This is a genomic window from Namhaeicola litoreus, from assembly GCF_042679565.1.
GTDB lineage: Bacteria > Bacteroidota > Bacteroidia > Flavobacteriales > Flavobacteriaceae > Namhaeicola > Namhaeicola litoreus.
Genome location: NZ_JBHTMY010000003.1, coordinates 970,130 through 986,093 on the forward strand (window position 1 = coordinate 970,130; position 15,964 = coordinate 986,093).

At 33.9% G+C, this 15,964-nt stretch carries 13 protein-coding genes; 7 read left to right on the plus strand and 6 right to left on the minus strand.

The features are described from left to right. Nucleotide 1: 1 nt before the first annotated feature. From hisC to hisG, 3 genes are read right to left on the minus strand one after another with little or no spacing between them, the layout of a single operon-like run. On the minus strand, nucleotides 2-1,051 hold the full coding sequence (gene hisC / locus ACFQ39_RS11640) for a histidinol-phosphate transaminase (RefSeq protein WP_377179089.1): 1,050 nt from the start codon (nucleotides 1,049-1,051) through the stop codon (nucleotides 2-4). Then, nucleotides 1,048-2,331 carry a histidinol dehydrogenase gene (gene hisD, locus ACFQ39_RS11645; protein ID WP_377179091.1) on the minus strand — a complete coding sequence of 428 codons (1,284 nt, stop codon included), beginning with the start codon at nucleotides 2,329-2,331 and terminating at the stop codon, nucleotides 1,048-1,050. The genes hisC and hisD overlap by 4 nt, the downstream gene beginning before the upstream one ends. Nucleotides 2,332-2,342: 11 nt before the next feature. Then, complete coding sequence (gene hisG / locus ACFQ39_RS11650) at nucleotides 2,343-3,200, minus strand: ATP phosphoribosyltransferase (RefSeq protein WP_377179093.1); 858 nt, start codon at nucleotides 3,198-3,200, stop codon at nucleotides 2,343-2,345. Between the two features lie 368 nt (nucleotides 3,201-3,568). Between hisG and ACFQ39_RS11655 the strand changes: the two genes are divergently transcribed. The 5 genes from ACFQ39_RS11655 to lysA all read left to right on the plus strand — a co-directional run bounded on the left by ACFQ39_RS11655 (nucleotide 3,569) and on the right by lysA (nucleotide 8,957). Further along, nucleotides 3,569-4,600 carry a sialidase family protein gene (locus tag ACFQ39_RS11655; RefSeq protein ID WP_377179095.1) on the plus strand — a complete coding sequence of 344 codons (1,032 nt, stop codon included), beginning with the start codon at nucleotides 3,569-3,571 and terminating at the stop codon, nucleotides 4,598-4,600. Further along, nucleotides 4,593-5,156 (plus strand): hypothetical protein, encoded by a 564-nt coding sequence (locus ACFQ39_RS11660; RefSeq protein ID WP_377179097.1) that lies wholly within the window; start codon nucleotides 4,593-4,595, stop codon nucleotides 5,154-5,156. The genes ACFQ39_RS11655 and ACFQ39_RS11660 overlap by 8 nt, the downstream gene beginning before the upstream one ends. A gap of 60 nt (nucleotides 5,157-5,216) precedes the next feature. After that, nucleotides 5,217-6,398 (plus strand): hypothetical protein, encoded by a 1,182-nt coding sequence (locus ACFQ39_RS11665; protein ID WP_377179099.1) that lies wholly within the window; start codon nucleotides 5,217-5,219, stop codon nucleotides 6,396-6,398. A 104-nt stretch (nucleotides 6,399-6,502) separates the two neighbouring features. After that, complete coding sequence (gene pepT, locus ACFQ39_RS11670) at nucleotides 6,503-7,738, plus strand: peptidase T (RefSeq protein ID WP_377179101.1); 1,236 nt, start codon at nucleotides 6,503-6,505, stop codon at nucleotides 7,736-7,738. 7 nt (nucleotides 7,739-7,745) lie between these two features. Further along, nucleotides 7,746-8,957: a diaminopimelate decarboxylase gene (gene lysA, locus ACFQ39_RS11675; RefSeq protein WP_377179103.1), complete on the plus strand. Its 1,212-nt coding sequence runs from the start codon at nucleotides 7,746-7,748 to the stop codon at nucleotides 8,955-8,957. 2 nt (nucleotides 8,958-8,959) lie between these two features. Here the strand turns inward: lysA and ACFQ39_RS11680 are convergent, their stop codons facing one another. Continuing rightward, nucleotides 8,960-11,017 (minus strand): HD family phosphohydrolase, encoded by a 2,058-nt coding sequence (locus ACFQ39_RS11680; RefSeq protein ID WP_377179105.1) that lies wholly within the window; start codon nucleotides 11,015-11,017, stop codon nucleotides 8,960-8,962. 143 nt (nucleotides 11,018-11,160) lie between these two features. Here ACFQ39_RS11680 and ACFQ39_RS11685 point away from each other — a divergent pair, with 143 nt between their 5' ends. Continuing rightward, nucleotides 11,161-12,339, plus strand: coding sequence for an acetyl-CoA C-acyltransferase (locus ACFQ39_RS11685; protein WP_377179107.1), 1,179 nt, complete (start codon nucleotides 11,161-11,163; stop codon nucleotides 12,337-12,339). Nucleotides 12,340-12,359: 20 nt separating this feature from the next. Then, entirely contained in the window at nucleotides 12,360-13,127 is a 768-nt protein-coding gene (locus ACFQ39_RS11690; protein ID WP_377179109.1) for a C40 family peptidase, read from the plus strand. Between the two features lie 2 nt (nucleotides 13,128-13,129). On the opposite strand, the gene ACFQ39_RS11695 is transcribed toward ACFQ39_RS11690, so the two are convergent. Both ACFQ39_RS11695 and ACFQ39_RS11700 read right to left on the minus strand, forming a co-directional pair. Then, nucleotides 13,130-15,043, minus strand: coding sequence for a polysaccharide biosynthesis protein (locus ACFQ39_RS11695; protein WP_377179111.1), 1,914 nt, complete (start codon nucleotides 15,041-15,043; stop codon nucleotides 13,130-13,132). A gap of 90 nt (nucleotides 15,044-15,133) precedes the next feature. Continuing rightward, nucleotides 15,134-15,961: a prohibitin family protein gene (locus tag ACFQ39_RS11700; RefSeq protein WP_377179113.1), complete on the minus strand. Its 828-nt coding sequence runs from the start codon at nucleotides 15,959-15,961 to the stop codon at nucleotides 15,134-15,136. Nucleotides 15,962-15,964: the final 3 nt, after the last annotated feature.

The window sequence follows — 15,964 nt, forward strand, 5'->3', positions numbered from 1 at the left end:
ATTAATCCAGATTTGTAAAAATATCCATTAGTGAGGTCATTTCTTGCTGCGTTCCGATTGTAAACCTCAAGCAATTTTCACATAAAGGCTCATGTGTTCTATTTCGTACTACTACTCCTTTTTCAATTAATTGTCTATATCGTAAATTGGCATTATCAACTTTAACAAGCACAAAATTAGCATCGGAAGGAAAGACTTTTAACACTTTTTTATTTTTATTTAAATAATTTATAAACAAACTTTTAGATGTATTTATTTCACTTACTTCTTTATTTATTAATCTATAGTTGTCAAGTTTTTCGATCGCTGCATTTTGTGTTAAAATATTGATATTATAAGGTGGTTTTATTTTATTTAAAACCTCTATAATTTCTTTTGAGCCATAACAGATTCCCAACCTAATGGCAGCGGATCCGAGGGCTTTTGAAAAAGTTTGGGTGACAATCAAATTTGGATATTTTTCAAGCTTTTCAATCCAACTCTTCTCATTGCTGAAATCTATATAAGCCTCGTCTATTACAACAATTCCATCAAAATTATCAAGAATTTTCTCTATCGAACGTACTCTTATATTATTTCCTGTAGGATTATTCGGGGAGCATATAAGAATTAATTTAGTATTATCATCAATAGAATCTAATATGAGATTGGTATTTGGCTGAAAGGCTTCATCTAGCAGCACTTCCTTAACGTTTATATCATTGAGGTTCGCCAGAACTTTATACATGCCATAAGTTGGAGGAAGTATGATCACATTGTCCCGACCGGGGTTACAAAACGCTCTAAAAATTAAATCTAAAATTTCATCACTTCCATTGCCCAACAAGATATTCTCAATGTTAACACCTTTTATATCAGCTAATTTTGCTTTCACGCTTCTCTGCTGAGGATCGGGATATCGATTTAGACCATTTTCATAGGGGTTTTCATTCGCATCAATAAATACTTTATCCGCACCCAGTTCTTTAAATTCATCTCGAGCAGAAGAATAAGCGTTCATTTTTATAACGTTTGGCCTGATTAATTTTTGTAAGTTAAAATTTGCACTCATTTTAAATCCTTTAATCTTACTGTAACTGCATTTTTATGGGCATCCAATCCCTCCGTTGCTGCCATAATTTCTATGGCTGAACCAATGCCCTTTAGACCTGTTTTTGAAATTTCTTGAAAAGTAATTGACTTCATAAACGAGTCTAAATTAACACCGCTGTAGGCCTTAGCAAATCCATTTGTCGGTAATGTATGATTTGTACCTGAGGCGTAATCTCCCGCACTTTCAGGCGTATAATTACCGATAAAAACGGAGCCTGCATTTTTAATCGTGGAAACAAAAAAATCGTTATCCTCAGTGCAAATTATAAAGTGCTCAGGTGCATATAAATTGATTAAATCAATTGCTTCCTGATTGTTTTGAACAATGATGATTTTTGAGTTTTCAATTGCTTTTTCTGCAATATTCTTTCTGGGTAATTTCTGGATCTGATTATTTACTTCAATCTCAACTTTAAGGGCAAAATCTTTATCCTTACTTACTAAAATCACCTGACTATCTGTACCATGTTCCGCTTGCGATAGAAGGTCTGCTGCCACATAGACCGGATTAGCGGTATGATCTGCCAATACTAATAACTCACTAGGTCCGGCGGGCATATCAATCGAAATCCCGTACTGGGTAGAAATTTGCTTGGCTACCGTTACAAATTGATTTCCAGGACCGAATATCTTATCTACTTTCAAGACTGTTTCTGTTCCAAAAGTTAGCGCACCAATGGCTTGGATACCACCAATCTTGAATATTTTTGTCACCCCGCAAAGCGCAGCTGTATATAAAATCGCCGGGTGCACAAATCCTTGATCATTTGGTGGTGTACATAAAATAATTTCATCACAGCCTGCAATAGTGGCAGGTAAAGCTAACATCAGAATTGTAGAAAAGAGAGGTGCTGTACCTCCAGGTATATAAAGACCCACTTTTTCAATAGCTCTTTTTTCTTGCCAACAAATAACACCAGGCGAAGTTTCAATTTTCTTAATTTCTCTTTTTTGTGAACTATGAAAGGTCTCTATATTTGTTTTAGCTACTTTAATAGCTTCTTTCAATTCTTTTGAAAGCGCATTCTTCGCATCCGTAATTTCTTTAGTACTCACTTCAAAATTACTCAGATCAACATTGTCAAATTTTAAAGAATATTTTTTAATTGCGGTATCACCTTCTTTTTGAATCTCCTCAAATATCTCTTGAACCAAAGGCTGAATATGAGAAAAAGTGGCTGTTGGTCTCTGTAATAGTTCGTACCAATCTTTTCTTTCGGGATATATAATTTTCTTCATCACAAAAAGTTTTAAAGAACCATTTTTTCTATCGGTATTACGAGTATTCCTTCTGCTCCGGCATTCTTTAATTCATCAATCAACTCCCAAAATTTAGATTTTTCTATGACTGTGTGAATTGAACTCCAACCGGCAGCCGCCAAGGGCAAAACCGTTGGACTTCTCATTCCGGGTAAGATTTTAACTATATCTTCTATTTTATCATTTGGGGCATTTAACAGCACATAATTTGAGCTTCGCGCCTTTAAAACTGATTTAATTCTAAAATGTAGTTTGTCTAGAATTACTTGCTTTTCTGGTGTAATTATCGGTGAAACTGCAATGACAGCCTCAGAACGAAATAAAACTTCAACTTCTTTTAAGTTATTTTGAAACAAGGTACTACCGCTGCTCACAATATCGCAAATTGCATCTGCCAGACCTATATTTGGTGCAATTTCTACCGATCCAGAGATCTCGTGTAACTCCGCTTCAATACCAAATTGATTCAGATATTTATTTAAGGTATTCGGATAAGATGTCGCAATTTTTTTTCCTTCTAAATCCTTTATAGAATTATATTGAAAAGATTTAGGTACTGCGAGTGAAACTTTACATTTTGAAAAATCGAGCTTTTCTAAAACAGAGATATTACCCCCCTTTTCAACCAAAAGATTTTCTCCAATGATTGCAATATCTACCACCCCGTCTATCAAATATTGGGGAATATCGCTATTTCTTAAAAATAAAATTTCGAGCGGAAAATTAGAAGCAGAAGATTTTAGTTGATTTAATCCATTGCTCACAGAGATACCGGCATCTTTTAAAATATTTAATGAATCTTCGTTTAGTCTACCCGACTTTTGAATGGCAATTTTTAATTGTGTCATGTTATTTTAATTATTTTTCTAAGCACCTCAATGGGAAAGAAAAAACCCGTTTGATGTGCTCAAACGGGTTAATATTTTATGATTATATCACAGCATATTTAGCTCGCTTGACGGCAAGTTAAAATATGATGGTGATGTAAATTTTGAATGTTCATTTCTTTTTTCAATCTGCGCAAATATAAAAATAAAATGTTTAGACGTAAAAATGTTTTTGCCATTTTTTTAATAAAAAAATCAATTTCATCAATTTTAATTGTTTTTGAATTAAATATTCTAATGAAAATGAACCAAAGTATACAAAGAACTTAGACTTTGCTAATTAGTTTTATTTCTGTAAATGATTTATTTTTGGCTACTTTATAATAAAAATGAACAAATCTATTTTTTTGTTGTATTTCATCTTTGTGGTAAACCCTTTAGTTTTTGCACAGGATAAAATTGTATTTCAAGATTTTTCTATTCCCTCGAGCATTAGAGCTATCGAGGTGATCAATGATTCTACTTTATTCTTTGCCGGTTCAAACGGTATATTCGGAAAAGTTGTAAATAGTAATATTATCCTAGATTCAATAACAAATAAAGACGGAAGTAAACCAGAATTTAGAGCTGTCACTTATAACGAGAAAAATGTTTTTATCCTGTCTATTGGGAATCCTGCAAAACTTTTTAAAATTGATCCTTTTCACCCTACAATGAGCCCTGTATTGGTGTATTCGGAGGAACACCCACACGTTTTTTATGATGCTATGACCTTTGCCAGTGAGAAAATAGGTTATGCCATGGGAGATCCTACCGATGATTGTCTTTCTTTCATAAAAACCGAAGATGGTGGTCATACTTGGAAAAAAACTGATTGTAATTCATTGCCAAAAATCATTAAAGGCGAGGCTGCATTTGCCGCGAGCAATACCAATATCAAGGCTGTCAAAAATTTTGTTTGGATGGTTTCAGGTGGAAAAGCTTCTCGTGTTTTTGCAAGCCATAATTACGGTATAAATTGGAAAGTAGTCCAAAGTCCAATTGTTCAAGGAAAAGAAATGACGGGCATTTATTCTTGTGATTTCTATGACGAAAAAAGCGGTATTATTATGGGTGGCAATTGGGAGAATAAGTCGGAAAATACTGCTAACAAAGCGGTTACAAAAGATTCCGGAGATACCTGGACTTTAATTGCAAATAATAACTTACCTCCTTATATCAGTTGTGTCAGATTTGTCCCCAATACCAATGGAAAAGAAATCATGGCAGTATCGACCATGGGAATCTATAAATCCGGAGATGGTGGTGAACACTGGATGAAAATTTCAGATCGTCCTTTTTATACAATCCGTTTTACAAACAGAACTACTGCCTGGCTGGCAGGGAATAAACAAATTTCAAAAATAACATTTCATGAATAGGTTTTTTACGCTCCTTCTTTTAACACTGTTTCTCTCCATTATATCATGTAAGAAAAGTGAAATTGGCAATCAGATGGGTTGCGTTTCGCACAAGTCATTTTCAGATACGAAAGTTTATAAAGACGCATTAAAAAAATTTAAACTAGAATTGCCAAAAGATTGGAAAACACAACTTTATGTTGATGAATATAAATCAGAAATATATACTGCCGATACGACCATAGAATTGACAAGTTCCTTTATTTTAGACGTAGCGTGGCATCAGGGATCGGTTGAATTTAATGAAGAATTTGTTAAAAAATTTGTCGACATTCAATTAAAAAACGAACTTTTGCTTTTAGAACAAGGAGAGATGACGGTTAAAGGATTTCCTGCTTTTTATGATCATTCTAAAGGTCATCAAAATGGTTTTGATTTTAATTTTATCCAAATTTATATCAAGACAAAACCGGATGAGTATTATACGCTTAGCTCTAAGGTTTATGGTATAGAAAATATTGATGAAAGGTTATGTACATCCTTGGCAATATTAGACGATTTAGAATTCATCGAATAATTCAACTTCAAAAAGATATACACTAAATTATTCATTTTAGCGTTTTATTTAAAAAATGCTATGAGAATAAAATCGCTTTTATTCTTCCTTTGGATATGGGTTATTGTTTCCTGTAATCAGAGTGAAGAGGAAATTTACTTGCAAAGTGTTGATCAGTATGGAAAAAGTATCAACCAAACAACTTCAACATCTGATAAATTTGATCAAAATAACGCTGTTGAAAATTCAGAAATCAAGGATTGTGGAGATCCGGTTGTTTATGAATTAATTGCTGGTCAAAATATCGATGTAGGCGAAATTACCGTCACCAATGACGACACTAAGATCTACATCACCTATGAAACATCAGGTGATTGGTGGTTAACAGAAACTCATTTGTTCGTAGGTGAGAAATCTGATTTACCGGTTACTCAAAGCGGAAATCCTAAAATAGGTCATTTTCCGTATCACGGGGAACATGGGCATGTTCAATCAGTTCAATTCACGGTTGATATCAATAATAATTGGTCTGCAAATCATAATGGCGAATTATGTATTATCATCTCCATGCATGCATCTGTGGTTTCGAAAAACAGTGAAGGAATTATTAAGCAGTCTGAAACTGCCTTTGGAAAAGGGGAATTAGCCATTGAATTTAATGGAAGCCGATGGGGTTGGTATCACAATTTCTGTCTTAATACTTGCGATTACAACGATGAAAATGAATCCAACTCCTCCTCTGAGAATGGAAATGATGGTTCTGGTCATAATACCAATGAGCCAGGAGGTGGTGGTGACTTAACTCATTTTGGTTTTATCAAAAATGACATAAAAGATTGCTTTTCTTTTCAAGAATTAAATCAACTGAACTGGGGATGGGCAAATCAATTTGATTATAATTCTTTAATTGATCCGCAATCCCAAGAATATCCTATTTATATTCAGATTGAGGATAATTGCTCTGAAAACAGCTTGATCGAGGTAGGTAAAGTGAGTTTGACCATATTAGGATCAAATACAGAATATCCTGAACTAGAAATGAAATATACTTTGATGACAAATTATAAAATGAAGGGATTGGAAGTATATGTTGGGTGGATAAATCCAATATCAAATGGCGCTTTAACTAATTCCATAACTTTTCAAAAAATGAGTTTAGACACAAACTCTTACAGTTTCAAAAAAGGAATAATAGATTGGCCCGGAATAAGAACAGAAGGTGAAGCCCCAAAATTTTATGTCATTTCTAAAGTTTCCATATAAGAAATAAAATCATATAATTTAACTGAAATAGGTTGTTTTAAAAAAACAACCTATTTTTTTATGGCCTAAACTCAGGAATTGATATTTTTGACAAAATTTAAAAGATGGAAAATATACTAGAGCGATTTTTGCGTTATGTAAAAATTGATACACAATCAGATCCGGAAAGTGATTCATGTCCGAGTACAAAGAAACAATGGGATTTGGCGAACTTAATTGCCGAAGAATTAAAGGAGATTGGATTGCAAGATGTAAGTATTGATAAAAACGCTTATGTAATGGCCACTTTACCCTCAAATATCACTTATGAAGTACCAACCATAGGTTTTATTTCTCATTTTGATACGAGCCCTGATTTTTCCGGAACTAATGTAAATCCACAGATTCATCAAAATTACGATGGTGAAGACATCGTGTTAAATGAAGAAGAGAATATTATCTTGTCTCCCTCCTATTTTGATGACCTTTTGCTTTATAAAGGACAGACTATTATTACAACCGACGGTAAAACTCTACTAGGTGCTGATGACAAAGCAGGAATTACGGAAATTGTGAGTGCTATGGAATACCTCATTCAGCATCCTGAAATTAAACATGGAAAAATCAGAATAGGTTTTACTCCTGATGAAGAAATTGGAAGAGGAGCACATTTGTTTGACGTAACAAAGTTTGATGCTGACTGGGCTTATACGATGGATGGTTCTCAAATTGGAGAACTGGAATATGAGAATTTTAACGCAGCATCCGGAAAGGTTAAAATTACAGGCAAAATAGTTCACCCTGGATATGCCAAAGGAAAAATGATCAATTCTATGTTGATCGCTTCAAAATTTATCCAAGCTTTGCCCGATAATGAAGTTCCTGAACATACAGAAGGTTATGAAGGATTTTTTCATTTGACCAATGTTAAAGGAGATGTAGAAAGTACCGAACTTCATTATATTATAAGAGATCACGACAGAAAATTATTTGAAAAAAGAAAAGATTTGTTTAGAACAATTGCCGAAAAGTTAAATAAAAATCTGAAGCAAGACTTGGTTAAGGTAGAAATAAAAGACCAATACTACAATATGCGAGAAAAGGTAGAACCCTTAATGCATATTGTTGACATTGCTGAAGAAGCGATGAAAATAGTAGGTATTAAACCGTTGATTAAGGCAATTCGTGGGGGCACTGATGGATCTCAGTTGTCTTACAAGGGGCTACCCTGCCCAAATATTTTTGCAGGTGGACATAATTTTCATGGAAGATATGAATACGTTCCCCTAGAATCGATGCAAAAGGCTACTGAAGTTATCGTAAAAATAGCCGAGTTAACAGCTAAAAAATATCAATCCTAATTATTTAATGGAAAACTCTACATTACTCTCTTTGGCCAACAATTATGGTTGTCCGCTATATGTTTATGACGCAGAAAGAATCATTTTTCAGTATAACCGTTTAACTAAAGCGTTTGCGGGAAACAACCCGTTACAAATCAATTATGCCACCAAAGCCCTTTCGAATATTAGTGTCTTAAAATTATTGAAATCTTTGGGCTCAAATCTAGACTGTGTTTCTATTGGAGAAGTATTATTAGGTCTAGAGGCAGGATTCGAACCTAAGCGAATTTCTTATACACCCAATGGTGTATCGATGAAAGAGCTAGAAGAAGTGCAGCATCTTGGAGCAAAAATCACGATTGATAATTTATATACATTAAGGTTATTTGCGGAAAAATTCCCTGATGCCTCTGTCAGTATTCGAATAAATCCACAAATTATGGCCGGTGGAAATGAAAAAATATCAGTAGGGCATGTCAATTCCAAATTTGGAATTCTGAAACAACATATGGAAGAAGTTCATAGAATTGTGGAAGAAACCGGAATAAATATCATTGGAGTACATATGCACACCGGTTCTGATATTTTGGATGTAGACATCTTCTTAAAAGGATCTGAGGTTCTTATGGGAATTGCAAAAGAGTTTGAGAATCTTGAATTTATTGATTTTGGCGGAGGCTTTAAAGTACCTTATAAAGAAGGAGACAAATCTACGAATATTGAATTATTCGCTGAAAAATTTAAACTACGCTTTAGTGAGTTTTGTGAAGAATATGGTAGAAACCTGATCATGGTTTTTGAACCTGGTAAATTTTTGGTAAGTGAATGCGGCTATTTTTTGGCGAAAGTAAATACGATTAAACCTTCTACAAATATTGTTTTTGTAGCATTAGATACCGGGTTTAATCATTTAATTAGACCTATGTATTACAATGCTTATCATAACATTACGAATATTTCAAAGCCAGAAGGAAAAGAAAAAAAGTACAATATTGTAGGTTATATTTGTGAAACGGACACCTTTGCTCAAGAAAGAGAAATTTCAGAAATCTCTGCTGGAGATATTTTATGTTTTCATAATGCGGGAGCCTATTGTTTTAGTATGGCATCAAATTATAACTCAAGATATTTACCGGCAGAAGTGTTATTTTACAAGGGAAAGGATTATTTGATAAGAGAAGCCGAAACGTTTAAAGACATTCTTAGAAATCAGACTAAAATTGAATTGCCTTTATAGTTTTATTCCGGATATTCTATTCGCAAATGATAGATATTATGCAGTTTTTTCTTAATCACTTTTTTAATTGTTTGAATTTCTTTGAAAGTAATATCTGAGTTCATAAACTGGCCCTGACTCATTTGTGTATTGATCACCTTTTCCACTAATTCATCAATTAATAGGGCTGTAGGTGTTTTTAAGCTTTTTGAGGCCGCTTCGCAGCTATCACACATCATCAAAATAGCTGTTTCTTTCGAGAATGGAATAGGTCCGGGGTATTTAAAATCTTCTATATTGACTTGATCTGGAGTCAATTCTGATTGCATTTTATAAAAATAATAAATGGTATTTGTTCCATGATGTGTTCTGATAAAATCAATCAATCGATCGGGCAAACCATTCTTTTTAGCCATTTCAATCCCTTTTATCACGTGATCTCTGATAATTTTTGCTGAATCTGTTGGGGATAAATCGTGATGTGGACTTACACTGGTTGTTTGATTCTCTGTGAAGTACATTGGGTTTAACATTTTACCTATATCATGATATAGCGCTCCTGCCCTAACCAGCATCGCATTTGCTCCAATTTCGTTTGCCGACGCTTCTGCCAAATTAGCCACCTGCATGGAATGTTGAAATGTCCCTGGTGCTTTTTCATTTAATTCTCTAAGCAAAGTTGAGTTTGTGTCTGAAAGTTCCAACAATGAAACGTCTGATACTAATCCAAAAGATTTTTCATATATTAAAATTAAAAAAAGTGATAAAAATGATAATACTCCGTTCAATGCAAACATACCGAAATAGACCCATTGAATTTTTTGCTCCGATCCATTTTGAATGATCGAAAACGCGAGATATGCCACGGTGTAAATAAGTGTAATTTTGAGAATCGAGACGAACAAATTGGCTCTTCGGTGTAATTCTGAAACGGTTAAGATAGTAACCATTCCTGCAATAATCTGTAAAAAAACAAATTCAAAACTATTGGGTACGATAAATCCTAAAAGTAAAACGGTAAGTACATGCGTAAAAAGCCCGAGTCTAGCATCGAAAAATGCTTTTAAGACAATGGGCAAAATAATAATAGGCACTACATAAAGGTAACCAACAAAATATTTCTGTACGATGGTAACTAAAAAGACAAATAAAACGATGTTAAATAAAATGAAAGTTAGTTTTGTATTATTATGAAAAATTTCGAGTCGGTATTTCTTTAAAAATAAAAACAACATCACCAATACCAAAGCCACCAGTATGGTATATCCTACAACAATCCAGTTATAGCTGGATTTACTCCAGAGCTGCGTGTCATATTCCTTTTTTAAAGAGTCCAAAATTTCATATTTTGACGCATCAACCATATCTCCTTTAGAAATAATTCTTTCATTTTCGGCAACAAAACCTTTTGTAAACGAACGATTTTTCAACTCTTCTTCGAGCGCACGATTCGTTAATTCTTCATCGTAAAAAACATTTGGTTCAAGAATTTCAAAAAAAAGTGAGGTAAAATTATTCTCTAAAGATTCGTAACTGCTGTTTGTAAAATATTGTTGAATAGAACTAACCAATTCATCTGTGGTAAATAAATTGTCAGACAAAATATCCGAAGCTTCATTTCCCAGACGAAGTGTTATTAACTGATTTGATTGAATTTTACTATTATCCGCTTTGTTTAAGAAACCAACCTTATATACGTTATTGATGAATTTTTCACCAAAATTCTTTAACCTCGCCTTGTTCATTTTCAAAGCCAAAGAATCTTTTAAAATAAAATCTACCTTCTTATTATAACTTTCGATTACTTCAGCCTTTACTTCTTCTTTTACAAGGAAAAATAATTGCTTACTTTTTTCAATTTCTTCTTTTTCAGCATTCAATTCCTCAGGAGATTTTTGAATAGAAAAATCAAAGGGCGCATATAAATTCTCGTATTGCCAAGGCTTGCCTTTTTGCAGGTTATATTTGAACTTTCCACCCTTTGGAAAAAAGTATACAATCACCGCTGTAGTGATCAAAAACAACAAAACCTTATAAATTAAAGAATGATTTTGATAATATTTATTGATGAGTTCTTTCATAACTTACTTTGTTTCAAAAGTAATGAATTACTTAAGTAAATCGATCGGTTCGCTTGTTTTTTGACCAGTATTTAAATCGCATCTCACCATTTTAGGGGTATTCATTTCAATTTAATTAAGTAATTTTACGGAAATTTATTACCATGTCAAAAGAAGTTGTTATCGTTTCTGCAGTTCGAACACCTATAGGTAGTTTTTTAGGCGGTTTATCTGAACTATCCGCTCCAAAATTAGGCTCCATCGCTATAAAATCAGCTATTGAAAAAATAAATTTAGACCCTAAATTCATCGATGAAGTTTTTATGGGCCAAGTTGTGCAGGCCGGTGCAGGTCAGGCACCTGCAAGGCAAGCAGCACTTTTTGCCGGAATACCAGATCATGTTCCTTGTACTACTGTAAATAAGGTTTGTGCATCAGGAATGAAATCCATTGCGCTCGCAGCACAAGCCATTAGGTCTGGTGATATCGATATCGCTATTGCCGGTGGAATGGAAAGTATGAGTCAGATTCCATTTTATTTGGATGGACGAAATGGGAAAAAATTTGGCAATATCGTCATGGATGATGGTCTTTTGAAAGATGGACTTACCAATGTATATGATGGAAATCATATGGGCCTTTGCGGTGATTTATGTGCTACAGAATACAATTTTTCGAGAGAAGAACAAGATGAGTTTGCCATTAATTCATATAAACGATCTAAACAGGCATGGGAAAAAGGCTATTTTAAAGATGAAGTAATACCTGTTGAAATTCCTCAAAGAAAGGGAGATCCAAAGATCATAAATGAGGATGAAGAGTATAATAATGTGAATCTAGAAAAGATACCAACTCTGCGTCCGGCATTTTCCAAAGAAGGTACGGTTACAGCTGCAAACGCATCAACATTAAACGACGGTGCTGCGGCACTCGTAATTATGAGTTTGGAAAAAGCCAAAGAATTAGGAATAAAACCCATTGCCAGCATCCGCGGTTATGCTGATGCCGGGCAGGCGCCGGAAAAATTTACTACAAGTCCTGCATTGGCTATACCTAAAGCTTTAAAACACGCCTCTATCAAACCTGAAAATGTAGATTTTTATGAATTAAATGAGGCATTCTCAGTAGTGGGCTTAGCCAATATCAAAATATTAAATCTAGATCCTGAAAGAGTTAATGTTCATGGTGGTGCTGTCTCTCTGGGTCACCCTCTTGGATGTTCTGGTGCAAGAATCATTGTTACACTCATCAATGTTTTAAAACAGCATAAAGGAAAAATTGGAACTGCCGGTATTTGTAATGGCGGCGGCGGCGCAAGTGCAATGGTGATTGAATTATGTTAATATTTTTGAATATCAGTTGAATGAACTATGGTATTTGCTTACTCAATGCAATTCCGCTTCGCATAGAGCCAAACCACAGAAGCGAAATGATTTCACAGGTATTATTTGGGGAATTATTTAAAATCCTGGAAAAATCAGATGGCTGGGTAAGAATAATTCTAGACGAAGATAATTATGAAGGATGGGTTTCTCATCATCAAATAAAATTATTATCTGAAACGGAATATATTGCTGCCTCAAAAGAGGTAAATAGATATTGTCATGAATTGGTCAGTCATGTTCAAATAAATGAAGACTTTATACCTATCTCTCTTGGTGCAAAAATTTTATCAAATGAAAGATCCAATATTATTTTTGGAAAGACTTTAAATTTTGAATGTGATACGATTGAAGGTTGTCAAAGTAAACAGGAGATCGTAAAAACTGCCTATTATTATTTAAACTCACCGCATTTATGGGGAGGAAAAACACCTTTTGGTATAGATGCTCCTGGCTTTACACAAATGGTCTATAGAATAAATGGATATCCACTATTAAGAGAAGCATACCAACAAGCTAGTCAAGGAGAAGTATTGAGTTTTATAGAAGAAAGTGAACCTGGTGATCTCGCATTTTTTGACGATGAAGAGGGAAATATCATTCACACTGGGATAATATTAAGAAACCACAATATTATTCATTGTTGGGGTGAAGTTCGAATTGATAAAATTGACCACAGTGGTATATTCAATGTTCGGTTAAACAAACACACACACAACTTAAGAGTAATTAAGCAAATTTTTAAATAGTTCTAGCTTATTTTAAGTGATTTCACTTTAACTTTCTGCTTGTCTAAGGATTCAAATTGAGAATTATTTGAAACAAAATTAGGAACTAATTCTTTTAAGATCACAACTATTTCAAGGGTTTCAAGCAACTCTACCTTCATTAACTTATCTATCGCTTGTTTAGCTTTTTCAAAATCAACCTTTTGTGTTTTTGCGATTAAGATCTTTTCGTGATAAGTAGGAATAGTGTTTTCTTCGGTAGCCAGTAATTCTTCATATAACTTCTCTCCAGGTCTCAATCCTGTAAAGGTAATATCGATATCTTCGGGATAGCGTAAACCACTTAAATTAATCATTTTCTTGGCTAGATCCACTATTTTCACAGACTCACCCATGTCAAAAACATAAATCTCACCACCATTACCCATGGCACCAGCCTCTAAAACCAACTGACAAGCCTCTGGAATTGTCATAAAAAACCTGGTGATTTCAGGATGTGTAACTGTCAATGGACCACCCATATCAAGTTGTTTTTTAAATAGGGGTATAACAGAACCATTTGATCCTAAAACGTTTCCAAATCTAGTTGTCACGAACTTGGTCTTTCCTAAACCATTGAGGTAGTTGGCGTGTATTTCTGCTACTCTTTTAGTTGCACCCATCACATTTGTTGGGTTTACAGCCTTATCGGTAGAAATCATCACAAACTTATCGACATTATGTTTGGTAGCCAATTTCATCAAAATACTTGTGCCCACCACATTCACCTTCACAGCTTCATAAGGATTATCTTCCATTAAAGGAACATGTTTATAAGCTGCTGCATGAAAAATAACGTCAATTTCATATTTTCGGAAAATTTCCAACATTCGGTGTTCATTTCGAATATCGGCTAATTCAACCGAAAAATGATCAATTCCAGACCTTTTAAAATCTTGTTGAAGATCGTATAAAGCCGATTCAGACTGATCTAATAAAATTAATTGCTTATAACCATACTTTGATACCTGCCAAGCTATTTCGCTCCCAATGGAACCTGCTGCTCCTGTAATTAAGACTACTTTATTTTGAAGATCTTTTTGAACAATTGGATTATTTATTTTTATAGGAGATCTTTCTAACAAATCTTCAATCTTTACATCTGAAATTTGAGCCAAATTCAAATGACCGTCTATCCATTGTTGTACAGGAGGTACAATTTTAACTTTAACAGGTAATTGAGCCATGCGATCTACCTTATCAAAAAGAACAAATGGTTTGATGTTTTGAATCGAAAATATTATTTCCTGAATGTTATTTCTTTTGATAAATTCTGGTGTAATTTTTTCAGGATCGTAAATTTTTATTCTATTGAATTGCTTTCCTACTTTAGCCTTGCTATCGTCTAAAAAACCAATAATTCTATAATTATTTTGGTTTGCATTTTGCATCGTTGTATAAGTCAACAATCCAGAATCCCCAGCACCGTAAATCAATATGTTTTTCGGGGGTTTATATGAAGAAATTACTTTGTTAAATAAGTATTTAAAAATAAAGCGACTCGAAATTAACAAAACGATATTTAACAAATAATGAATAAAAATGATCCCTAGTGGAACATCATATTCCTGAAATAGATCGAAATATCTTACTCCCAAAGTTGACAACAAAATTAGACCCATCAGGAGGGTTGTAGCCCAAAATACTGATATTGCATCCTTAATACCTGTATGTCTCACTATCCCTTTATAAGATCCTACGGCTAAAAAGCTGAATAGAGCCAAGGTAAAGACAAATGGCAATTGCGAAATTACATCTTGACTTTCGAAATTTAATTTAAAGTTAAATCGTATTAAATAGGCAAGAAAGAAAGCTTGCATTGTAATAGAAAGATCTATCAACAATACAACCCATCTACTCGTATATTTGTTTTTTCTACCTTTAAAAAGCTTGGTCATTGATAACGGTTGTTGGTGAAAAAATACTTTACAAAAATACTAATAGATTTCCACAAACCTTAATTTATTGACAAAGAAATTTTGGCAAGCCTAATTATTTCCTAATATTATGGGCAAGCCACCTTCCCCACTACCTATTACAATTACTTTTGAATTTGGAGATTGGGCCATCTGCAAAGTAGCTTCAATTCCCTTGTCTTGTAAAATTTTATCGGTTAATGAAGCACTTAGAATAGTATTTGCATCAGCCTTCCCTTGTGCTTCAATTCTTTGTTTTTCCGCCTCCTTTTTGGCCTTTGCTAACCTGAATTCATATTCTAATGACTCTTGCTCTTGCCCAAGTTTTCTTTCTATGGCGTCTTTTATCGCTGCGGGAAGTGTTACATCCCTTACCAAAACTTCGTTTAATTGAACATATTGATCTTCAATAATTTTTTTAGTTTCATCAAAAATCTCATTTTGGATTACATCTCTTTTACTCGAGTATATTTGCTCAGGCGTATATCTACCAACAACACTTCTGGTTGCAGATCGAATAGCCGGTTTTATCACTCTTTCTAGATAGTTTTCACCTTTGGTTTGGTGCAATGTTCCTAAGTTTTCTACCTGTGGTTGATACCAAGCAGTAGCTTCCAATTGAATATCGAGTCCATTTGAGGATAAAATTTTCATTTTTTCAGTTAATTCCTGTTGTCTCACTTCATATATAATTACTTTATTCCAGGGGGCTACAAAATGAAAACCCTCTCCTAGCGCCGGTTCATCTGTCACAACTCCACCGGCGAACCTTTTCCATAACACCCCAGCCTCTCCAGCTTCAATAGTTACGGTAGATTTTGAAATAAATATAAGTGCTAAAACACCGAAAAAGATAATCGGAAAAATGTTTTTTGGAAATTCAAGTCGTTGTTGAGCCATAAA